Here is a 22,968-nt window from a genome sequence, read left to right on the forward strand (position 1 = left end):
TGATACGGAATTAAAATTTATTTTTACCAGAATGGATATCTTGTCTTACCTCTCAGAACTTATTCAAACCCGTAAAGCTGTAGGAGTTTCCGGATTGGGAACTGTCTACAAAAAGAAATTACCGGGAAGGTATGATGCAGAAACGCATTCGTTTATACCTCCCAGTTATACTATTGACTTTACACCTGAAGTTAAGGAAGAGACTATATTAGCCGAATTCATCAGTAAAAAAAGAAATGTATCAATTGATACTGCCAACTACTTTATTGATGAATTCAGCACTGGTATTCTGCAACAGCTGAATGATCAGCAGGAAGCAGATTTTGGTGAATTAGGCAAATTGTACAAAGCCGATGATGAACTTCGCTTCGAACCATCAGAGAAACTGAATTATGGTTTTGACTTTTATGGTTTACCTGTTGTAAAAGCAGAACAGGAACCTTCGGCTGAAGAGATTATGCCCGAAACTCCGTCTGTCGAAGAAAATGCACATAGTCATATTGATGAAGTAATTCCTTTTGAAACTCCTTCGGTTGAAACACATTCAGAAGAAGAAGAAGATTCAACAGCAGAAGAAGTTGCTCCGGTTATTACCTTGCCTGCTGAGACTCCTGAAGAGCAGCCTGCTATTGAAACTGTATCCCCGGTTGAAATCCCTGTAACAGCAGAACATACCGAAACAACAGAAAAGCCTGAAGAAGAAATTGCAACTCCGGTAACTACTGCAGATACATCGGTTTCCCCACATCACACAGAGGCCCCTGCTGAACATATAGAGCAGGTGGAAGAACATCTGGTTATCCCTGAGGAAGAACCAGCTCCTATCCCTGTTAAAGAGCCTGCAATTGAAACTGTTGTTCCTGATCATGAAAACTTTATTCCTGACAGTCCTGTCCCTGCCCGTAAAGATGAAAAGCAACTTCGTGCAGAAATTGAAGCCCTGAATTTTTACAGATCCAAATCTCCTGTTACGAAGACTACTGTACCAGAACAGGAAGAAGTAATCTGGAACATAAAAGATAATACAAAAACTACTGAGCCTGCTCCTTTTTATAATAAAAACGAAGAGGTTTATACTCCGGAAGAAGAAGAGGAAGAAAAACCCAGATCAACACCATTATATCTGAAGATCATTCTTGGTTTGCTGATTCTGATTATTATGATGATTGTTGCTTATATCGTTAAACCGGATTGGTTCAATGGCCTATTGGAAAACAGTCCTTTTAACACGCCAAAAACTGAGCAGCCTGTCAAACAGCCAATACAGGTAAGATATAAACCTGATTCAACCGCTACAGCTGATACGCTTAAAAAACCAGTACCTGCTGCAACAACACCGGCCAGTACCCCTGCTAATAAAAAAGATTCAGTCATTAAACAGACTGTAGTAAAAAGCAGTGATACAACTGTAACTTATGAAATTATTGGTGCTTCTATGCACGATCAGAAAGAAGCAGACAAGTTCATTGAGCTGATGAAAAAAAGCGGTATTAACGCCAAAGTGGTTACCAATATGTCTGGCAGAAGACTAAAGATGAGTATTGCGACGTTAAAAGATGAAGAATCAGCCAAACTGGAATTGGAAAGATTAGCAAAAAAACTAAAGATACCCGGAATATACATTTATAAAAACAAACAATAAATATGATCACTTTGCTACAGGTTGCTACAGATACAGTACACCAATTAACGGATAGCGCCAACCTCGCGAAACAGGCTGTAACTGCTGCACCTCCCGAACTTCATTTCTTTGATTTATTAATGAAGGGTGGCTGGGTAATGCTCCCACTTGCATTTCTTGCTTTTGCTGGTCTGGTAATCTTCGTTGAACGTTATCTGACTATCAGAAAATCTTCAAAAACAGAATCTAATCTGATGCTTCAGATTAAACAATATATTCATGAAGGAAGACTGGAAAATGCAATAGCTTTATGTAGAAATACAAATTCCCCACTGGGACGTATGCTGGAAAAAGGCTTAAAACGTATTGGCCGTCCTATCAAGGATATAGAAGCTGCAATTGAAAACGTTGGTAAACTGGAAGTATCTAAACTGGAGAAGAACATCAGTATTTTAGGTATTATTGCCGGTATTGCACCGATGCTTGGTTTCGTTGGAACTATTGTCGGAGTAATTACAATCTTCCATGATGTATCTGTAAAGGGTGCTATTGAAATCGGAACTATATCCGGTGGTTTATATACTAAAATGATTACTTCTGCTACAGGTCTGATTGTAGGTATTATTGCTTACGTTTTGTATCATATCCTGAATGCAATGGTAGAAAGAATCATCCTTAGAATGGAAACAGATGCATTAGAGTTTATTGATCTATTAGAGGAACCAGGTAAATAATGAATCTACGCAAAAGAAATAAAGGAACTGTCGAAGTACATACTTCTGCGCTGAATGACATCATGTTTTTCCTGATGTTGTTTTTCCTGCTGGCCTCTGCCGCAGTAAATCCGCAGGTAGTAAAACTACTTCTTCCACGTTCTGAATCCGGACAACAGTCTGCTGCACAGAAAACAGTGACTGTTTCTATCAATGACAATCTGACTTATTTTGTAGAGAAACAACCGGTAACGCTGGATCATATGAAGGCAACCATTGAAACCTACCAGAAGGCTTCACCGGATCTGACCATAGTATTATATGTTGCCAGAGGAGTTTCCATAGAAAATACTATGGCAGTGTTTGATGTAGCCAATCAGTTGAAACTGAAAGTTGTATTAGCTGTAGAACCAAAAAAATAATGGCCTACTATAAAGAAGAAAATAATTATCCTAAAGCCGTAGCAATATCCACCGCCATCATGGCTGGTTTATTAATACTAAGCTTTTTTATTGCTATCGGGACATTCAAACCTGTGGAAGAAGCGGGTATGGGCGGAATGGTAGTGAATTATGGTACTTCTGTAGAAGGTATGGGTACTGATTATACCAGTATCGAAGAGCCTTCCGCTGATCCTAATGCCAATAAACAGCTTCCTGATAAAGTAGTTCCTGAAAAGCAGGTGACTCCGGTAAAATCTTCAGAAAGTACAGATAAGGAAATTGCTACACAGGACAATGAAGAAGCAGTAAGTATCAATACAAAAAAAACGAATAAACCTTCCACCCCTGCAGCCACAACCAAAGTTGTTGATAAACCAGCCAAACCAACCGTAAACCAGAATGCACTTTACAAAGGTAAAGCGAATAAAGGTACAGGCCAGGGGGATGGTACAGGATCAACCCCAGGTAATCAGGGCTCTGTGAACGGAGATCCACTGGCTAATAATTATGGCGAAGGCGGTTCTGGTTTTGGAGGTACACCAATTGCTTTAAGACGTTTCACAAACCTGGTTACTCCACAGGATAACGGACAGAAAACAGGAAAAATAGCTGTCCGGATCAGTATTAATAAACAAGGAATAGTTGTCGATGCTACTCCGGGAGTTAAAGGAACAACTTTACAGGACCTGGATCTTTGGGCTAAATGTAAAGCCGCTGTAATGGGTGCTCGTCTTAATCAGTCCGAATCAGCTCCCGATCTTCAGGTTGGTGTCGTAGTTTTCAATTTTAAAGTGAAATAATTAGGTTTCTTTACTAATTTGCACCCTTAAAATCATTTCAATGACTTATTCAGAAACCCTGGATTACCTGTACAGCAGGCTTCCTATGTTTACCCGTATCGGTGCAGCAGCAATGAAAAAAGATTTACACAATACAATCGTAATGTGTGAAAATCTCGGAAACCCGCAGAATAAATATAAGACTATTCATGTAGGTGGTACAAATGGCAAAGGCTCAACTTCCCATATGCTGGCAGCTGTTCTGCAAAAAGCCGGTTATAAAACCGGATTATATACCTCTCCTCATTTAAAAGATTTCAGGGAACGAATCAGAGTCAACGGCGAAATGATGACAGAATCGTATGTCGTTGATTTTACTGCACAGCAAAAAGATCAGATTGAAGCTATCAGCCCCTCTTTTTTTGAAGTGACAGTGGCTATGGCATTTGCTTACTTTGCAGCAGAGAATGTTGATGTTGCTATTATTGAGGTAGGTCTTGGTGGCAGAAAGGACTCAACCAACATTATTCATCCGGAGCTTTCTGTAATTACCAATATCAGCATGGATCATATGAACATGCTTGGAGATACACTACAGGAAATTGCAGGTCAGAAAGCAGGAATTATCAAACCCGGTATCCCTGTTGTTATAGGTGAAAAACAAGAAGAAACCGCACAGGTATTTATTGATGAAGCTATTGCAACCTCAAGTAAACTTGTTTTTGCAAACAGTGAACTTCATGTCAGGGACACGAGCCGCAAAGGTATGCAGCTAATTACCTCTGTGTATACACAGGACAAATGCTTATTTAAAGATCTTAAACTCGACCTTACCGGTTTCTATCAGCTAAAAAATGTCCTTACAGTAATTCAGTCAGTACTTACGCTGAATCAGAATGGATTTGATATTCCTGATACGGCCATCTATAGCGGCCTTGCCGATACAGCTAAAATTACCGGCTTACAGGGCAGATGGCAAACGCTAAGTGAAAGCCCGCTTGTGATCTGCGATACAGGACATAATATAGCCGGTATCCAGGAAGTCCTGGAAAACATCAATGCCACCGAATATCACAATTTACATATCGTAATCGGGATGCTTAAAGATAAAGATATCACCAGTGTCCTTGAGCTCCTGCCTGTCCATGCGAAGTACTATTTCTGTCAGCCTGATCTGGAGAGAGCAATGCCAGCTGCTGAACTGGCAGAACAGGCGGCAAAATTTATGTTACAAGGCTCCGTTTTCGAAACTGTAACCTTAGCTTTGAATGCAGCCAGAAAGAGTGCAGAAGCCGACGATTTAATCTTTGTAGGCGGCAGTACATTCGTAGTGGCCGAAGCACTTTAAAATTTCATAACTAAATAATGAATGCTGATGAAGCTTGCGTGAACTAAAAGGTTTCATACAAGCTTCATTACCGTTAAACCACAATTAGCACTGATGAAAAAAACTTACTTGTTATTCACCGCACTTTGTTGTTTGTGCAGTGTGACTTTAGCACAAAAAAAAACAAAGAGTTCCGGGAACTACCCTGCATCCATTGACCGCCCAAAACTAGTTATCGGACTTGTAGTTGATCAAATGCGCTGGGACTACCTGTACCGCTATTATGACAGATATTCCAACGGAGGTTTTAAACGTCTGATCAACGACGGATTTTCAGCTGAAAACACCTTTATTCCCTATACACCAACTTATACTGCTGTTGGTCACTCCAGCATTTATACCGGTTCTGTACCTGCAATCACAGGTATCGTTGGTAATGACTGGTATGATCCACAATTAAAAAGAGGCGTTTACTGTACCGAAGATACTTCGGTAGTTTCTGTGGGTTCAACTACCAGAGCAGGTATGATGTCACCTAAAAATCTACTGAGCAGTACAATCACTGATGAGCTGCGTCTGGCAACAAATTTCAGAGGTAAAGTAATTGGTATTTCATTAAAAGACCGTGGATCTATCCTGCCTGCTGGCCATACACCCAATGGTGCTTACTGGTATGACGGACAAACAGGAGACTGGATTACCAGTACTTATTATATGAGTCAGTTGCCTGCCTGGGTACAAGACTATAATAAGCTGAAAATGGCCAACAAGTATTACGACCAGAACTGGAATACGCTTTATCCTATTGAAAGCTATACACAAAGCACGGCTGATAATAAAGATTATGAAGGCAAAACCAGAGGTGAGCAAACACCAACCTTCCCACATCCTTTAAAACTTTATGCAGGAAAAAACTATGATATGATCAGAAGTACTCCTTATGGAAATACAATCACTCTTGATCTTGCAAAAGTGGCTATCAAAGCAGAGGATTTAGGTAAGGATAATATCACAGATTTCCTGGCAGTAAGCTGCTCATCCACAGATTATATTGGTCATCAGTACGGACCTAATTCAATCGAGGCAGAAGATACCTATCTGCGTCTGGATAAAGATCTGGAAGATTTTTTCAGTTATCTGGATCAGACAGTTGGTAAAGGGAATTATCTGTTGTTTCTTTCTGCAGATCACGGTGCAGCACATGTTCCGGGTTTCATGAAAGAAAACAAACTGCCAGGTGGTGTAGTAGACGATAAAGCAATTGTTACCAGCCTGAATACATTCCTGGAAAGTAAATTCAAGATTAAAAAACCTGTATTGTTAGCGATAAACAACCAGATTATCTTTAATCATGAAAACCCGGATTTCAAACAGGTTGACTTTACTGCAATGAAATCTGCTGCTATTGAATATCTCAGAACTCTTGAAGGATTTGCTGATGCTGTTGATTTAGCACGTATCTCAGAAAGCACATTAACTGCTGTACAAAAGCAAATGATTACCAATGGCTACAATGCCCGTCGCAGTGGAGACATTTACTTCATCCTGCAACCAAACTGGTTTGACGGAGGAAAAACCGGCACTACGCATGGAGCCTGGAATCCATATGATGCACACATTCCGCTGGTTTTTATGGGATGGAATGTTAAACCCGGAAAAACCAATCAGACACATCATATGACAGATATTGCAGCAACACTGGCAGCCATGCTTCATATTCAAATGCCAAGCGGATGTATAGGGGAACCTATTACAGAGCTTACGCATCAATAAAATAAAAAGACAAACGCTCTCCGTTCCCGTGCCTTTTTTCAAAGGCATGCATGTCCAGACAGGGTTTGTCTTTTTTATGTCCTGTAATTTTAAAATAGCTAAAAACAGCTCCTGTATTTTATTTTGACTTTCAATAATCAAACTTGCTATTTAGTTTTTATTACCTTTACTGACCAAATATAATTTCATTAATGGAACCAATTAAGAGCTACGTCCCCAAACATAAGATTCGTTTTGTAACTGCAGCTGCCCTTTTTGACGGGCATGATGCAACCATAAATATTATGCGCCGTATTCTGCAGTCCACAGGAGCGGAAGTCATCCACCTTGGACATAACAGGTCTGTAGATGAAGTGGTGAATTGTGCCATTCAGGAAGATGTTCAGGGTATCGCCATGACCTCTTACCAGGGCGGACACATGGAATATTTCAAATATATGTATGATCTGCTCCAGGAGAGAGGGGCCACAAAGATTAAAATATTTGCAGGTGGTGGGGGTGTTATTTTACCCATTGAAATTGAAGAATTACAGGCCTACGGCATCACAAGAATTTATTCTCCAGATGATGGCAGGAAAATGGGTTTGCAGGGTATGATTAATCATATGCTTGAACAAACCGATTTTATTACCACTAAATCAATTACCAACGAGCTGGAAACAATCCCGCAGAAGGAAGTAAGAAGTATAGCTTCTGCCATCACGGTTGCTGAAAATGATCCGGCAGGTGCACAGGCATTTGTAAATGAACTCAAAACACTAACCAGTAAAAGCCAGGCTCCGGTATTAGGTATTACAGGTACTGGTGGTTCCGGAAAATCATCACTCGTTGATGAACTGGTAAGACGTTTCCTGATGGAAGTTAAAGACAAAACACTGGCTATTATTTCTGTCGATCCTTCTAAAAGGAAAACTGGCGGTGCATTGCTTGGTGACCGTATCCGGATGAATGCGATTAACAATCCAAGGATCTACATGCGCTCTCTGGCTACAAGACAGGCAAATTTAGCTTTATCAGTAAACGTACAGGAAAGTATAGATATCTGTAAAGCTGCAGGTTATGATATGATCATTGTAGAAACTTCAGGTATTGGCCAGTCTGATACTGAAATCACAGAACATTGTGATGTTTCTCTGTATGTAATGACCCCGGAATTTGGTGCTGCCACACAACTGGAGAAAATTGACATGCTTGATTTTGCTGATCTGGTAGCTATTAATAAATTTGATAAACGCGGAGCACTGGATGCTTTGCGTGATGTGCGTAAACAATACAAAAGGAACCATAACCTGTTTGAAGCAAAAGATGATACCATCCCTGTATTTGGTACCATGGCTTCCCAGTTTAATGATCCGGGTATGAATAACCTGTTTACCGCCCTGATGTCTAAAATCAAAGAGAAAACAGGAACGGACTTCAAAGCAAAAATGCTCATGACTGCCGGTCAGTCAGAAAAGATCTATATCATTCCACCAGACAGGTCCAGATATCTGGCAGAAATTGCAGAATCCAGTCAGGCTTATAATGAATGGGTAGAACTTCAAAGCAGTATAGCGAGAAAACTATATCAGCTTAAAGGTGTTCTCGATCTTTATGACGAAGAAAAACAAGCAAAAAAACAAGACTCAGCAGCATTAAAAACCTCCCTTCAGGACGTGTATAACCACCTTGAAGAACAACTGGATGGTCAATGCCGCAGGTTGCTCAGAGAATGGCCTGAAACCCTTCAAAAATACAAAGAAGAATATTTTGTTTATAAGGTCAGAGATAAGGAAATCAAACAGCCCCTGTTCTATGAATCTTTATCGCAACTAAAAATACCTAAGGTTTCTCTGCCAAGATATAAAGACTGGGGAGATATCCTCCGCTGGTTACTCACAGAAAATGTACCTGGTGAATTTCCATATGCAGCAGGAGTATTCCCACTTAAACGGGATGGAGAAGATCCTACCAGAATGTTTGCCGGAGAAGGCGGACCAGAAAGAACCAATAAACGTTTTCACTATGTTTCCCTGGGACAACCTGCACACCGTCTTTCAACAGCATTTGACTCCGTTACACTTTATGGCGAAGACCCGCATATCAGACCGGATATTTATGGCAAAATAGGTAACTCAGGGGTGAGTATTGCCACACTTGATGATGCCAAGAAACTCTATTCAGGTTTCGATCTGTGTGCTTCTTCTACCTCAGTGTCAATGACGATCAATGGTCCCGCTCCTATGCTGCTGGGCTTTTTCATGAATGTTGCTATTGATCAGCAATGTGAAAAATATATTGTAGAACAAGGACTGGTCGAAGAAGTTAAAGAGAAGATAAACCAGATCTATAAGGAAAAGAAAATTAAAAAACCCGTTTACAACGGAACATTACCCGAAGGTAACAATGGGCTTGGTCTTTTACTTTTAGGTGTTACCGGAGATCAGGTTTTACCAGCTGATGTTTATGCAAAAATCCGTGCTTACGCTATCAGTACCGTTCGCGGTACAGTTCAGGCAGATATCCTAAAAGAAGATCAGGCACAAAATACCTGTATCTTCTCTACTGAATTCGCACTGAGAATGATGGGTGATATCCAGAAATACTTCATCGATGAAAAAGTAAGAAACTTCTACTCGGTTTCCATATCCGGTTACCATATCGCCGAAGCAGGAGCTAATCCTATATCACAGCTGGCTTTTACTTTAAGTAATGGATTTACTTTTGTTGAATACTATCTGAGCAGAGGAATGCATATTGATGATTTTGCACCCAATCTGTCTTTCTTCTTTTCAAACGGAATAGATCCTGAATACGCTGTAATAGGCCGCGTAGCCAGACGTATCTGGGCTAAAGCGATCAAGAACAAGTACAAAGGTAATGATCGCTCACAGAAGCTTAAATACCATATTCAAACTTCCGGAAGATCATTGCATGCCCAGGAGATTGATTTCAATGATATCAGGACTACCCTGCAGGCACTATATGCTATCTATGATAATTGTAATTCACTGCATACCAATGCATATGATGAAGCTATTACCACACCGACAGAAGAATCGGTAAGAAGAGCTATGGCTATTCAACTGATTATAAACAGAGAACTGGGACTGGCGAAAAATGAAAACCCATTACAAGGTGCATTCATCATTGAAGACTTAACTGATCTGGTAGAAGAAGCTGTACTGGCTGAATTTAAGCGAATCAACGATCGTGGCGGTGTATTGGGAGCTATGGAAACGATGTATCAGCGAGGTAAGATCCAGGAAGAAAGTTTGTATTACGAGACATTAAAACATTCAGGGGAATATCCTATTGTTGGGGTAAATACTTTCTTAAATAAAAATGGCTCACCAACTATTGTTCCCGGAGAAGTTATCCGTGCAACAGAGGAAGAAAAACAGTATCAGATTGAGGCTCTTGATGAATTCCAGAAAAGAAATGCCGATCAGACTGTACAGGCATTAAAAGATCTGCAGAAAATTGCTGTTACAGGCGGTAATACATTTGAAGCTTTAATGGAAGCTTGTAAAATCTGTTCACTTGGACAAATTTCAAACGCGCTTTACGAAGTAGGTGGTCAGTACAGAAGAAATATGTAGACTTCATTAAAACATTTGTCAGATAAACGGCGGAGAGTAATACCTGGATAATGGTATTATTCTCCGCCATTTATTTTTGATCAGCATATTAGAAAATAAACTGACGAATTAGAGTTTTATAGGTTTTGATGCAATAATCTGTGTGGTTATATTCTCTACTGCCTGAGCAACTCCTTCTTCTGCTTTAGGATTCTTTAATAAGATGTTTGCGTTATCATACCAGAAGTAATGTCCATCTACAGCGCTGGGATAATTCACGCTCAGTTTCCCTGTTATCGCCATTGGCACTTTATAGGATACCTTAGATTGTTTTTTCTTAGTCAGGACAGTAATAATCACCTTTGAGTTTCCAGGCACGTCAGCTGTATAGGCACTCTTTATGGTTTTAGTGTTGGATGACTCCGTACCATCAGTTGTAGCACCACCAATCATAATTTCAGTGCTCACCTCTCCTTCGGCAACAAAAGGAATTCCAATTTTGCCCTTAGCACCAAGTTTAAAGGAACCTGTCACTTGTCTTGCCCAGCTGGTTTTATAGCCCGACTGATAAGTATAATCTACTGTAATTTTAGCACTGGTCTCTGCATTATTAATTGCTTCTGTAGTGTATACTTCATCCGGATATTCAATGCCTTTGGCATCAACAGTTACTATTGGCGATCCGGTCGTCACATAAGCCTGTATACTACCATTGGCTACATCTGATGACACAACTCCCCCTTCGATATACTGACTTCTGCTGAGTACTATACCATCAGGTCTGACGCCATTCCGGCGGAACAAATCTTTCAAAATTATTCTGCCGGCATCATTATCCGGGTTATATCCTAATTGTCTTAAATGATCTAGAGTCAAAGGGATATTGTTATCTTGTTGTACAGCAGAAGCTGCACCTGATTTCAATGCAGCTCCGGATGCTGATACAGGTTCAGGCTTAAACTCCTGAACAAGCTGCCATCCGTTTTTAAGCATCTCTTCTACATTATTATACCCCATTTCTTTCAACGTAGTACTTTTCATGTTGCCGGTGGCAGCGTTTCCAGTACCTTGTTTAGTGGTTAAACTATCTTCATTTTTTTTACTGCATCCCGCGATAAAAAATACGGTTAATGCAATCATTGCAGCGGCTATTTTCATTTTGTTTCTCCTAATCATATAGTTATATATCCAGTCTAATATAGAATAAACTCAAAGCTATACGCTTAATTAATTATTAAAAACAATAAACAAAAGTTACAATAAGCTACACTTTATATACCAAAATCTTATTATACAGAAAAGGCCCGGATAAGTTATCCGGGCCTTTTCTGTATAATAAGATCTGTGGTTAGCAGTTAATACTTTTTTATGCATGTATCCAGCTAAATTTATAATCCATAACAGGAGTTTTCATTCTTTCTGCAACACGTAACAAACGGCTTGGCAGAGCCATGATATAATCACGTGCTTTTTCACCGGCTTCATTAAGATCCTGCATACTTTCAATTTTCCATTCTACAATAAGCTGTTGCATGATCTCTACATAATCAATTGCAGTATACACACCTAAACGTTGTGCAGCATCAGTAAAATGGCCAAAAGTCTGTCCCATCTTTAAGCCCATTTCTCTCAGGAAGTGAGCTGGCATAACTATCTTCATACGCATCATATCTTCGAAAGCAATCATAGCTTCACTAGGATCGACCTCAAAGATTTTAGACATAAAGTCTTTATAAGCCTTTGCATGTCTCGCTTCATCGGAAGCAATTACACCACAAATTTTTGATAGTAATGTATCTCCGTCTTTCTTAGCCAGAGAAGCTACTCTGCGGTGAGATACATTGGTTGCCAGTTCCTGGAAACTCGTATAAATAAAGTTACGGTAAGGATCATGACCGGTACCAATATCAAAACCATCAGCAATAAGATATTGTGTGGAGATTTCCATTTGACGCATATCAACACGTCCTGATAAATAAAGGTATCTGTTTAACAAATCTCCATGTCTGTTTTCTTCAGCAGTCCAGTGGCGTACCCACTTCATCCAGCCACCCTGTTCATTTCTGGAAACGCCATCAACCATGGATAACCATGATTCGTATGTTGGCAATGCCTCTTCTGTAATAGTATCGCCAATTAGTACAGCAACCAGATCGTACGAAAGGTCATTTGCAGTTTCGCGAAGAGATTTTATATCTTGAATAAAAGTATCACTGGTAGAAACAGGCAAAAAATCAGTCGGCTGCCAATTAGTATCAATCGGTTTCAGGTAAGTACCCATCATATCAAGCATATACTGCTCAATGTGAAGCATTACTTCCCGTCTTTTTTCAGCAAAAAAACTCATTATATGTGTGTTTTAGTTTAACACCAAAGATAACCAAAATTATTTCATAATGCCTTTCTGGCAGCACTTAATAGCAGATTAAGCTAAAAAATGTTTATCTGTGAAGACAAACTCTAAAAGAATTTTATACATCTGTATGTAGAACGTTTGAAAATAGAAAATTGTTGTAAATTTTAGCGATAATAAATCATAAGAATCAGCACTGATTCCATGAGAAGGAGATTATAAAAGCATACAAACCGGATGGTCTATAAACAAGAAAAGCCTGTAGTTTCCTACAAGCTTTCTTTAAGATTTGGCACCGACCTACTCTCCCACGTGTTACCGCAGTACCATCGGCTCTGGTGGGCTTAACTTCTCTGTTCGGAATGGGAAGAGGTGGACACCACCGATATAGGCACCTAAATGTCTTTATCAATTGTTATTGATCAGTATTTTATTTGTTTTTCTCCAAATAACCTTTACAGTTATCCTGTTTCCAGCTCAGAGACAAACGATGACATATTATTGAAAGAAGTTAGTTATGAAGAACAAACAACAGTTTATTGCTCTTGAAAGCTTCGGATGATTAGTATTACTCGACTATGCTGTCACCAGCTTTACATCTGTAACCTATCAACGTAGTAGTCTGCTACGGTCCTATATGGAATTCTCATCTCGTGGCTAGTTTCGCACTTAGATGCTTTCAGCGCTTATCTATTCCCAACGTAGCTACTCTGCAATGCCCCTGGCGGAACAACAGATTCACTAGAGGTTAGTCCAACCCGGTCCTCTCGTACTAAGGTCAGCCCCACTCAAAATTCCTACGCCCACAACAGATAGGGACCGAACTGTCTCGCGACGTTCTGAACCCAGCTCGCGTGCCACTTTAATCGGCGAACAGCCGAACCCTTGGGACCTTCTCCAGCCCCAGGATGTGACGAGCCGACATCGAGGTGCCAAACCTCCCCGTCGATATGAGCTCTTGGGGGAGATCAGCCTGTTATCCCCAGCGTACCTTTTATCCTTTGAGCGATGGCCCTTCCATGCAGAACCACCGGATCACTATATCCGTCTTTCGACCCTGCTCGGCTTGTCTGCCTCACAGTCAAGCAAGCTTATGCTATTGCACTCCTCATACGGTTACCAAGCGTATTGAGCTTACCTTTGAAAGCCTCCGTTACCTTTTTGGAGGCGACCACCCCAGTCAAACTACCCATCAAACAATGTCCTCTCCTGAAAGAGTTAGACACCGAATACAAAAAGGGTGGTATTTCAACGTTGACTCCACAACACCTAGCGATGCCACTTCATAGTCTCCCACCTATCCTACACATCCTGTATCCAATGTCAATGTTAAATTGTAGTGAAGGTGCATGGGGTCTTTCCGTCCCGTTGCGGGTACCCGGCGTCTTCACCGGGACCACAATTTCACCGAGCTCATGGCTGAGACAGCGCCCAGATCGTTACACCATTCGTGCAGGTCGGAACTTACCCGACAAGGAATTTCGCTACCTTAGGACCGTTATAGTTACGGCCGCCGTTTACTGGGGCTTCGATTCAATGCTTCGCCTTGCGACTAACATCCCCTCTTAACCTTCCAGCACCGGGCAGGTGTCAGGCCTTATACTTCATCTTTCGATTTTGCAAAGCCATGTGTTTTTGTTAAACAGTCGCCTGGGCCTTTTCACTGCGGCTGACATTGCTGTCAGCGCCCCTTCTCCCGAAGTTACAGGGCCATTTTGCCGAGTTCCTTAGCCATGATTCACTCGAGCACCTTAGAATTCTCTTCCCGGATACCTGTGTCGGTTTGCGGTACGGGTTTTTATAACCTGAAGCTTAGCGGTTTTTCTTGGAAGTCTGATTACCTGCGCTATCCACTTACCCGAAGGCTTGCGGTACTATCGACCTTTAGCAAAGAATGCGGATTTGCCTACATTCCCTATACCTACAGTCTTTAACGATCTATTCCGTCAGATCGCGGCAGTGTCACTACTCCGTCCCCACATCGCAGTTATAAAAAGTACTGGAATATTAACCAGTTGTCCATCGAATTTCCCCTTCGGGTTCTCCTTAGGCCCCGACTAACCCTGATCCGATTAGCGTTGATCAGGAAACCTTATCCTTTCGGTGGGCAGGTTTCTCGCCTGCCTTATCGTTACTTATGCCTACATTTGCTTTTCCAGAAGCTCCACCCTGGCTTACGCCAAAACTTCGCTGCCGCTGGAATGCTCCCCTACCGTAATATTAATATTACCCATAGCTTCGGTGTACTACTTTATGCCCGTTTATTATCCATGCACGATCGCTCGACTAGTGAGCTGTTACGCACTCTTTAAATGAATGGCTGCTTCCAAGCCAACATCCTAGCTGTCTAGGCAATCGCACCTCGTTAGTTCAACTTAGTAGTAACTTAGGGACCTTAGCTGATGGTCTGGGTTCTTTCCCTCTCGGCCCGTGACCTTAGCACCCCGGGCCTCACTGCAGTGTATATTTAATAGCATTCGGAGTTTGTCTGGATTTGGTAGGATTTGACTCCCCCGCACCCAATCAGTAGCTCTACCTCTAGTAAACTTAACCACCACGCTGTTCCTAAAAACATTTCGGGGAGTACGAGCTATTTCCCAGTTTGATTAGCCTTTCACCCCTACCCACAGATCATCCGGAAACTTTTCAACGTTTATCGGTTCGGTCCTCCAGTACGTGTTACCGCACCTTCAACCTGTCCATGGGTAGATCACAAGGTTTCGCGTCTACCTCCCCTGACTATACGCCCTATTCAGACTCGCTTTCGCTTCGGATCCATGTCTTAAACATTTAACCTTGCCAGAGAAGAGTAACTCGTAGGCTCATTATGCAAAAGGCACGCCGTCACGCCACCTGGACGCTCCGACCGCTTGTAAGTACACAGTTTCAGGTTCTATTTCACTCCCCTGTTCGGGGTTCTTTTCACCTTTCCCTCACGGTACTGGTTCACTATCGGTCTCTCAGGAGTATTTAGCCTTACCGGATGGTGCCGGCAGATTCCCACAAGGCGTCTCCGACCTCGCGGTACTCAGGATACTACTAGACTAATGTTACTTACGTGTACGCGGCTCTCACGCTATATTGCCAGGCTTCCCATCCTGTTCCACTTCATTTCATTAATGCCACATCGTAGTCCTACAACCCCAGTTATGCCGTAACATAGCTGGTTTGGGCTCTTTCCAGTTCGCTCGCCACTACTTTGGAAATCATTATTATTTTCTCTTCCTCTGCTTACTTAGATGTTTCAGTTCGGCAGGTTTGCGCATCGTAATGCGACTAGTCTTCAACTAGCCAGGTTTCCCCATTCGGAAATCTTCGGATTAATTCATATTTGCTAATACCCGAAGCTTATCGCAGCTTATCACGTCCTTCATCGCCTCTGAGAGCCAAGGCATCCCCTGTGTACTCTTTCTTACTTTCTTCTCTCCATAGCCTTTTGCGCCTATGGAAATGCTTTTTTTGATGGTTATTAACCCTACGGATTGTATCAGTGCAAGCACCTTTACCTTCCTTCAAGCTAACAACGTCTCTATTGTTGTTTGCTCTTCTTTATTAACTTCTTCCAATATGTCAAAGAACTTTATTGTCCCAGATATTTGTATTTCTACTCGTATCCTATTTCCTGTACCTTTTATCTTAAGTACGGGCCAATGGTGGAGAATAACGGAGTCGAACCGTTGACCTCCTGCGTGCAAGGCAGGCGCTCTAGCCAGCTGAGCTAATCCCCCTTAGAATTATAACTGTAGTCCCGAGCAGATTTGAACTGCTGACCCCTACATTATCAGTGTAGTGCTCTAACCAAACTGAGCTACGGGACTAAATTGTCTTTACTGCAGTAGGTGAACACTTATTCGATGTTTCATCCTATGGGTTTTTCTTTTGAGATTTGTTGTCATTTACTTATACCAATTGATCAATCGGTATATCATTTACGCAGCGAGTAATCTACCTTTCTCCAGAAAGGAGGTATTCCAGCCGCACCTTCCGGTACGGCTACCTTGTTACGACTTAGCCCCAGTTATCGGTTTTACCCTAGGACGCTCCTTGCGGTTACATACTTTAGGTACCCCCAACTTCCATGGCTTGACGGGCGGTGTGTACAAGGCCCGGGAACGTATTCACCGTATCATTGCTGATATACGATTACTAGCGAATCCAACTTCAAGAGGTCGAGTTGCAGACCTCTATCCGAACTGTGAATGGCTTTTGGAGATTTGCTTGCTGTTACCAGCTTGCTGCCCTCTGTACCATCCATTGTAGCACGTGTGTAGCCCCGGACGTAAGGGCCATGATGACTTGACGTCGTCCCCTCCTTCCTCTCTGTTTGCACAGGCAGTCTGTTTAGAGTCCCCACCTTAACGTGCTGGCAACTAAACATAGGGGTTGCGCTCGTTGCGGGACTTAACCCAACACCTCACGGCACGAGCTGACGACAGCCATGCAGCACCTAGTTTCGTGTCCTTGCGGACTCATCTATCTCTAAATGATTCACTAACTTTCAAGCCCGGGTAAGGTTCCTCGCGTATCATCGAATTAAACCACATGCTCCTCCGCTTGTGCGGGCCCCCGTCAATTCCTTTGAGTTTCAATCTTGCGACCGTACTCCCCAGGTGGAATACTTAACGCTTTCGCTTAGCCGCTAACTGTGTATCGCTAACAGCGAGTATTCATCGTTTAGGGCGTGGACTACCAGGGTATCTAATCCTGTTTGATCCCCACGCTTTCGTGCCTCAGCGTCAATAAAATCATAGTAAGCTGCCTTCGCAATCGGTGTTCTGTGACATATCTATGCATTTCACCGCTACTTGTCACATTCCGCCTACCTCTAATTCATTCAAGCTCTTCAGTATCAAGGGCACTGCGATGGTTGAGCCACCGTCTTTCACCCCTGACTTAAAAAGCCGCCTACGCACCCTTTAAACCCAATAAATCCGGATAACGCTTGGATCCTCCGTATTACCGCGGCTGCTGGCACGGAGTTAGCCGATCCTTATTCCTTCGGTACATTCAGCACATTACACGTAATGTGGTTTATTCCCGAATAAAAGCAGTTTACGACCCAGAGGGCTGTCTTCCTGCACGCGGCATGGCTGGTTCAGAGTTGCCTCCATTGACCAATATTCCTTACTGCTGCCTCCCGTAGGAGTCTGGTCCGTGTCTCAGTACCAGTGTGGGGGGTCATCCTCTCAGATCCCCTAGACATCGTGGTCTTGGTGGGCCGTTACCCCGCCAACTAACTAATGTCACGCATGCCCATCTTAATCCTATAAATATTTGATCATTGTACAATGCTGTACTGTGATTTTATGCGGTGTTAATCCGAATTTCTTCGGGCTATCCCCCTGATTAAGGTAGGTTGCATACGCGTTACGCACCCGTGCGCCACTTTCGCTACCAGCAAGCTGGTAACTATCGTTCGACTTGCATGTATTAGGCCTGCCGCTAGCGTTCATCCTGAGCCAGGATCAAACTCTCCATTGTAAAATGTGTTGTTTGAACGCTGACCATTCTTAACTTGTATTAATAATAGTCTTTATTCTTATTTGTCTGTCAGAATAGACTTAAAAAACTCGCGCGGTTCATGTACTTTGAACTTGTACGTGTTTACCTCGCTACGTTTGTAAATGACATCTCTTTAATGAACTTCTCGACTTAACCTCCCGGCAGTCTATATATGTTGCAATGCTAATCTTTCTAATCCCTCAAGTCTTAATGTTCTTAAGGTCTTTTCCAGCTTCTCATCGTTTCAATCTTGTTGTTATTGCTTTGTCAACATCCGTTGTAAAGCTTCCCGTTTTTGTTGGGACTGCAAAGGTAGAAATCTTTTTTAATTTGTCAAGCTTTTTATTTTTTATTTTTGAAGTTTTTTATTCCTTCTTCAAACTCAACCAATCTCTGTTTTTGCACCCTCTCCATATCCTTTTCACTGTTTCCCTTCCTCCGAAGCGGGATGCAAAAGTAGGAAAATTATGCCGCTATCCAAACATTAACACACTATTAATTGTATCATTCCTTTAACTACATGATTATCAACCCAAAATACCGTAAACTATTTTCAGCAGCAGCAGCAGAGCGATCAGCTTTCCTTCAATGAAGCCTTAATAGTGCAGTATTTAACAACAGCATGAAGTCCAATTACACCGATTAACAGCAGCATCAGCCCGGTTAACTAAGCAATCGCAGCTCTCAAATCGCACAATTACATCACATAGACCTGCCCTTTCACCTCTCATCACCACAATTTCAACATTCAATCTCAACTGATCCCGGGACAACTTCGATATGACAGGGCTTGTGGTACGGGTTGAACTAGCCTTGAAGTAGCCCAGGCCAGTTCAACCCCAGTTCAAGGCTACTTCAATACCACTTCAACAGGCCACACAACACCTACCCAACCCAAACAATACAATCTAATACCGGTCATGATATATATACTCCAGCCAGATGACCATTTCTTTATAGCACACATCTAACAGATTTGTTCAATGCACACAGATAACAACAAGTCAGCTCACGGCCCAATAAGACTTCCGGGTTGGTATAGGGTTGGTATACCCCAGGGGTATACCAACCCTATACCAACCCGGACCACAAACACCCTTCACACTTTCCTCCTTTAAGAGTTACATAACTTAATCTGCATACACTATATATACTATATAAAAACAGCTGACTCCCTTTCACCCAAACAAAATTACCCATCTTAGGGCCGGCAATACCTTATAAATTAAGAACGCCCAATAAAATTTCAGATCCCCTTCTACAGGATAAATAAACCCGCGGAACCAGATCTATAGCCAAATTAAATCCCCAAAAACAGCCATTTCACGCTTTATTTCGGCTATTAGTCACACAGGCTTACTGTATCCGGAGAATTTATTTGTTAAAATATGTTAACAGCTTGACTTATAAAAAGGCTTTATCTAGCTTAGCGGTCGATTATTTTTAATTGACGTTATCGTATTATTAACTTATCTTTGCACAATGTTTAAAATTAAACACGTTTTTATACTAAGTTTTACCGTTATTGCCCTGAGTATTGCAGGTTGCAAAAGCCGTTTTGAAAAAATCAGGCTGAGCAATGATGTAGCCAAAAAATACCAGGAGGCAATAAAACTATATAACAAGAAGGATTATTCAAAAGCCCTTATCTTATTTGAAGATCTTTCTCAGAAATATAGAGGAAGAACTGAAGCAGAGGATTTGAATTACTACTACGCTTATACCTTATACAGACTAAAGGATTATACAACTGCCCGTTATCAGTTCAAATACTTCGCGGATACATATCCAACAAGTAAAAATGCTGAAGAATGCAGATATATGGGTGCTTACTGCTATTACCTGGATTCTCCTGAATACACATTAGAACAGGAAAACACATATAAAGCAATCGATGCCCTGCAATTGTTCATCAACTTATATCCTAAGAGTGAGCGTGTTGCTCAGGCAAGTCAGTATATTACTGATCTGCGTGCAAAACTTGAGTTAAAAGCTTATACCAATGCAAGACTATATTATGATTTGGGTGGATACGATTTATCTTACTACAAATCATCTGTTATTGCGCTGAAAAATGCAGAAATCGATTTCCCGGATATTAAATATGTAGAAGAAATGGACCTGCTGATTGTTAAATCACAGTATTCATATGCTAAAAACAGTTATGCATTCCGTCAGGAAGACAGATATAACGAGGCAATTGGTTATGCAAATGAATTTATTGAAGCTCATCCTGAAAGCAAGTATATTCCAGAAGTGAAAACACTGAAAACGAATAGCGAAGACGGAATAGCGAGTGCAAAACAATTGATGGCACAGGATGCCAAATTAACTGCAAAATATAAAGCATTAATGGAAAAAGATGCGAAAAAAGATACTACCACGATTAAAACCCCCAAGCCATAATGAATACGAATAAACCCGCAATACCAAATACTACGGTAACAAGAAATGTAAATGATTTAGATCAGAAGACCAACAACATTTATGAGTCTTTAGTGATTATTTCTAAAAGGGCTAATCAGATTTCAAATAACATGAAAGAGGAGTTACATGGCAAATTAGCTGAGTTTGCTTCTTCTAATGATAACCTGGAAGAGATTTTCGAAAACAGGGAACAAATTGAAATCAGCAAGCACTATGAGCGCATGCCAAAGCCAAGCCTTATTGCGATTGATGAATTTCTGAATGATAAAATTTACCACAGAAATCCATCTAAAGATTCACAATAAATTTTGCATAGGTATTAAATCGCATAAACATTTGCATTAATAAACCATGCTCAGAAATAAAAATATCATCCTTGGCGTTTGCGGCAGTATTGCAGCATATAAGTCAGCAGTACTAGTCAGATTACTGATTAAAGCTGGTGCAAACGTCAGGGTAATTCTTACTGCAGATGCGGCAAATTTCATTACACCGCTCACACTTGCCACCCTATCAAAAAATCCTGTTTACACCAGATACTTCGAAGAGGAAACCGGAGTATGGAGTAATCATGTCGAATTAGGACTGTGGGCAGATTATATGGTCATCGCCCCTGCCAGTGCAAATACAATTGGTAAAATGGCCAATGGTCTTTGTGATAACCTGCTTAGTGCCGTCTATCTTTCTGCAAAATGTCCTGTCTTTTATGCTCCGGCAATGGATCTGGATATGTGGAGACATGAAAGTACAAAAGTCAATATAGAAAAGCTGCAAAGTTTCGCTAATACGATTATCGCCCCAAATAGCGGCGAGCTTGCCAGTGGTTTATATGGCGAAGGAAGAATGGCAGAACCAGAAGAAATTGTTGCCTTCCTTACTGACACAATCAAAAAAGATCTCCCCCTGTCAGGTATAAAAGTGATGGTAACTGCCGGCCCTACTTACGAACCGATAGACCCTGTACGTTTTATAGGAAATCACTCTTCGGGAAAAATGGGTTTCGCCCTTGCCGATGAAATGGCGCGTTTAGGTGCAGAGGTAACTTTGATCAGCGGACCAACCGCAGAAAAAAGTTTACAACATGTAAACAGAATCAATGTAACTACCGCAGCCGAAATGCTCGAAGCCTGTAAAAGTAATTTTCAGGATAGTGCTATCACTGTAATGAGTGCAGCAGTGGCCGATTATACCCCTGTTCATGTAGCTTCACAAAAAATCAAAAAAGCGACTGAAGAATTCAGTATCGAACTGAAAAAGACTATCGATATTCTGGCCACCTTAGGTCAGACCAAAACAAAAGATCAGATTCTTGTCGGTTTTGCACTGGAGACCAATAATGAAGAGGAACATGCAAAAGCCAAGCTGGTCAAAAAGAATCTTGATCTGATTATTCTCAATTCTCTGAATGATCCGGGTGCAGGCTTTCAAAAAGATACCAACAAAATTACTATCTTTAATCAGTGCTTAGAAAAGACGGTATATACAGTAAAATCAAAAACTGAAGTTGCCAAAGATATTTGCACTGAAATATTAAAGCTGCGCCAGGCATGAAAAAAATCACTTCTCTAGTTTTCGCTTCACTCTTCTTTTTCTTAACTGGTTCTGGCCAGGAGTTAAATACAAGGGTAACGGTCACAGCTCCTACTGTGCCAAACATGAATAAGAAGAACATAGAGCTGATTCAGAATACTGTCCGTGATTTTCTCAATAACAATAAATGGAGTAACGAAACTTATCAGCCTCAGGAAAGAATTGAAAGTAATCTTGTGATTACGATCAGTGCCTGGGACGGAAGTTCTTCTTATAAAGCAGATGCGCAGATACAAACCAGCAGACCTATATTTGGCACCTCCTATAATAGCACTCTGCTCAATCTGAGTGATAAAAATTTCGATTTCAACTATAATGAAGGCGAACCTGTAAATTTCTCTGATCAGAATTTTTTGAGTAACCTGAGTTCATTACTCTCCTACTATGCCTATACAATCATCGGATTAGATAAAGATAGTTTCAGCAAACTGGGTGGAACACCCTACTATCTGAAAGCGCAGAATATTCTGAATGTTGCACAGGTCTCAGGAAACAGTGGCTGGAAAGCTTATGATGGTCTGCGTAACAGATACTGGTTAAATCAAAATCTGCTGGACAAAAGTTTTGAAGATCTGAGAATATTCATCTATAACTATCATACCAATACACTTGACCGTATCCAGGAAAACCCAACAAAAGGCTGTCAGATGCTAATGGGATTTTTACCCGACCTGAAGCAAATGGATAAGCAGAAACTGGGTTCAATTTTCCCTAACGTATACCTTGCCACCAAAGCAGAGGAAATGGTCAATATCCTGACCACAGGAAATACCCAGGACAAAATACAGGCTTATAATCTGCTTAGTGAGATTGACCCGGCTAATATCAGCAAATACGAAATTCTGAAAAAGGGTCTCTAGCTATTTAAAAAACAATCCTC

13 protein-coding genes, 2 tRNA genes and 3 rRNA genes are annotated in these 22,968 nt (G+C 41.3%); 11 read left to right on the forward strand and 7 right to left on the reverse strand.

All coding sequences use genetic code 11. The features are described from left to right. Window positions 1–31: 31 nt before the first annotated feature. From PL_RS10885 to PL_RS10915, 7 genes are all read left to right on the forward strand, one after another. The gene (locus PL_RS10885; protein ID WP_152620338.1) at window positions 32–1,642 is read left to right on the forward strand and encodes a hypothetical protein; all 1,611 of its coding nucleotides are present in this window, start codon (window positions 32–34) and stop codon (window positions 1,640–1,642) included. Window positions 1,643–1,644: 2 nt separating this feature from the next. Beyond that, on the forward strand, window positions 1,645–2,355 hold the full coding sequence (locus PL_RS10890; RefSeq protein ID WP_041883411.1) for a MotA/TolQ/ExbB proton channel family protein: 711 nt from the start codon (window positions 1,645–1,647) through the stop codon (window positions 2,353–2,355). Then, window positions 2,355–2,756 (forward strand): ExbD/TolR family protein, encoded by a 402-nt coding sequence (locus PL_RS10895; protein ID WP_041883409.1) that lies wholly within the window; start codon window positions 2,355–2,357, stop codon window positions 2,754–2,756. Before PL_RS10890 ends, PL_RS10895 begins: the two co-directional genes overlap by 1 nt. Continuing rightward, window positions 2,756–3,577 carry a hypothetical protein gene (locus tag PL_RS10900; protein ID WP_041883407.1) on the forward strand — a complete coding sequence of 274 codons (822 nt, stop codon included), beginning with the start codon at window positions 2,756–2,758 and terminating at the stop codon, window positions 3,575–3,577. Before PL_RS10895 ends, PL_RS10900 begins: the two co-directional genes overlap by 1 nt. Window positions 3,578–3,617: 40 nt before the next feature. Beyond that, window positions 3,618–4,904, forward strand: coding sequence for a bifunctional folylpolyglutamate synthase/dihydrofolate synthase (locus tag PL_RS10905; RefSeq protein ID WP_041883405.1), 1,287 nt, complete (start codon window positions 3,618–3,620; stop codon window positions 4,902–4,904). A 93-nt stretch (window positions 4,905–4,997) separates the two neighbouring features. Then, on the forward strand, window positions 4,998–6,656 hold the full coding sequence (gene pafA, locus PL_RS10910) for an alkaline phosphatase PafA (RefSeq protein WP_041883404.1): 1,659 nt from the start codon (window positions 4,998–5,000) through the stop codon (window positions 6,654–6,656). A 191-nt stretch (window positions 6,657–6,847) separates the two neighbouring features. Further along, a complete protein-coding gene (locus PL_RS10915) occupies window positions 6,848–10,237 on the forward strand; it encodes a methylmalonyl-CoA mutase family protein (RefSeq protein ID WP_348621679.1) in 3,390 nt (1,129 codons plus the stop codon). Window positions 10,238–10,345: 108 nt separating this feature from the next. Here the strand turns inward: PL_RS10915 and PL_RS10920 are convergent, their stop codons facing one another. The 7 genes from PL_RS10920 to PL_RS10950 form a co-directional block, all read right to left on the reverse strand. Further along, the gene (locus PL_RS10920; protein ID WP_041883403.1) at window positions 10,346–11,392 is read right to left on the reverse strand and encodes an aerolysin family beta-barrel pore-forming toxin; all 1,047 of its coding nucleotides are present in this window, start codon (window positions 11,390–11,392) and stop codon (window positions 10,346–10,348) included. Between the two features lie 190 nt (window positions 11,393–11,582). Further along, window positions 11,583–12,563, reverse strand: coding sequence for an acyl-ACP desaturase (locus PL_RS10925; RefSeq protein WP_041883402.1), 981 nt, complete (start codon window positions 12,561–12,563; stop codon window positions 11,583–11,585). A gap of 293 nt (window positions 12,564–12,856) precedes the next feature. Continuing rightward, window positions 12,857–12,968, reverse strand: a 5S ribosomal RNA gene (gene rrf, locus PL_RS10930). Between the two features lie 144 nt (window positions 12,969–13,112). Then, a 23S ribosomal RNA gene (locus PL_RS10935) occupies window positions 13,113–15,991 on the reverse strand. A gap of 229 nt (window positions 15,992–16,220) precedes the next feature. Further along, window positions 16,221–16,297, reverse strand: a tRNA-Ala gene (locus PL_RS10940). Window positions 16,298–16,312: 15 nt separating this feature from the next. Continuing rightward, window positions 16,313–16,387, reverse strand: a tRNA-Ile gene (locus PL_RS10945). Between the two features lie 141 nt (window positions 16,388–16,528). Then, window positions 16,529–18,050: ribosomal RNA gene (locus PL_RS10950) — 16S ribosomal RNA — on the reverse strand. The 16S, 23S and 5S rRNA genes sit together here with 2 tRNA genes alongside, the layout of an rRNA operon. A gap of 1,503 nt (window positions 18,051–19,553) precedes the next feature. Here PL_RS10950 and PL_RS10955 point away from each other — a divergent pair. Genes PL_RS10955 through PL_RS10970 form a run of 4 tightly spaced genes read left to right on the forward strand, consistent with a single transcriptional unit; the run spans window position 19,554 to window position 22,948 of the window. Continuing rightward, the gene (locus PL_RS10955) at window positions 19,554–20,477 is read left to right on the forward strand and encodes an outer membrane protein assembly factor BamD (protein ID WP_348621681.1); all 924 of its coding nucleotides are present in this window, start codon (window positions 19,554–19,556) and stop codon (window positions 20,475–20,477) included. After that, the gene (locus tag PL_RS10960; RefSeq protein WP_041884388.1) at window positions 20,477–20,803 is read left to right on the forward strand and encodes a DNA-directed RNA polymerase subunit omega; all 327 of its coding nucleotides are present in this window, start codon (window positions 20,477–20,479) and stop codon (window positions 20,801–20,803) included. Before PL_RS10955 ends, PL_RS10960 begins: the two co-directional genes overlap by 1 nt. Before the next feature lie 46 nt (window positions 20,804–20,849). Further along, entirely contained in the window at window positions 20,850–22,049 is a 1,200-nt protein-coding gene (coaBC, locus tag PL_RS10965; RefSeq protein ID WP_041884387.1) for a bifunctional phosphopantothenoylcysteine decarboxylase/phosphopantothenate--cysteine ligase CoaBC, read from the forward strand. After that, the gene (locus PL_RS10970; RefSeq protein ID WP_041884384.1) at window positions 22,046–22,948 is read left to right on the forward strand and encodes a DUF4835 family protein; all 903 of its coding nucleotides are present in this window, start codon (window positions 22,046–22,048) and stop codon (window positions 22,946–22,948) included. The genes coaBC and PL_RS10970 overlap by 4 nt, the downstream gene beginning before the upstream one ends. Window positions 22,949–22,968: the final 20 nt, after the last annotated feature.

Origin of the sequence: Pedobacter lusitanus (assembly GCF_040026395.1) — a bacterium.
In the GTDB taxonomy this organism is placed as follows: domain Bacteria; phylum Bacteroidota; class Bacteroidia; order Sphingobacteriales; family Sphingobacteriaceae; genus Pedobacter; species Pedobacter lusitanus.

Coding starts and splice junctions, on each gene's coding strand:
- PL_RS10920 (WP_041883403.1), bottom strand. CDS start 11,392: ATGATTAGGAGAAACAAAATGAAAATAGCCGCTGCAATGATTGCATTA.
- PL_RS10960 (WP_041884388.1), top strand. CDS start 20,477: ATGAATACGAATAAACCCGCAATACCAAATACTACGGTAACAAGAAAT.
- PL_RS10970 (WP_041884384.1), top strand. CDS start 22,046: ATGAAAAAAATCACTTCTCTAGTTTTCGCTTCACTCTTCTTTTTCTTA.
- PL_RS10890 (WP_041883411.1), top strand. CDS start 1,645: ATGATCACTTTGCTACAGGTTGCTACAGATACAGTACACCAATTAACG.
- coaBC (WP_041884387.1), top strand. CDS start 20,850: ATGCTCAGAAATAAAAATATCATCCTTGGCGTTTGCGGCAGTATTGCA.
- pafA (WP_041883404.1), top strand. CDS start 4,998: ATGAAAAAAACTTACTTGTTATTCACCGCACTTTGTTGTTTGTGCAGT.
- PL_RS10915 (WP_348621679.1), top strand. CDS start 6,848: ATGGAACCAATTAAGAGCTACGTCCCCAAACATAAGATTCGTTTTGTA.
- PL_RS10895 (WP_041883409.1), top strand. CDS start 2,355: ATGAATCTACGCAAAAGAAATAAAGGAACTGTCGAAGTACATACTTCT.
- PL_RS10955 (WP_348621681.1), top strand. CDS start 19,554: ATGTTTAAAATTAAACACGTTTTTATACTAAGTTTTACCGTTATTGCC.
- PL_RS10925 (WP_041883402.1), bottom strand. CDS start 12,563: ATGAGTTTTTTTGCTGAAAAAAGACGGGAAGTAATGCTTCACATTGAG.
- PL_RS10900 (WP_041883407.1), top strand. CDS start 2,756: ATGGCCTACTATAAAGAAGAAAATAATTATCCTAAAGCCGTAGCAATA.
- PL_RS10905 (WP_041883405.1), top strand. CDS start 3,618: ATGACTTATTCAGAAACCCTGGATTACCTGTACAGCAGGCTTCCTATG.
- PL_RS10885 (WP_152620338.1), top strand. CDS start 32: ATGGATATCTTGTCTTACCTCTCAGAACTTATTCAAACCCGTAAAGCT.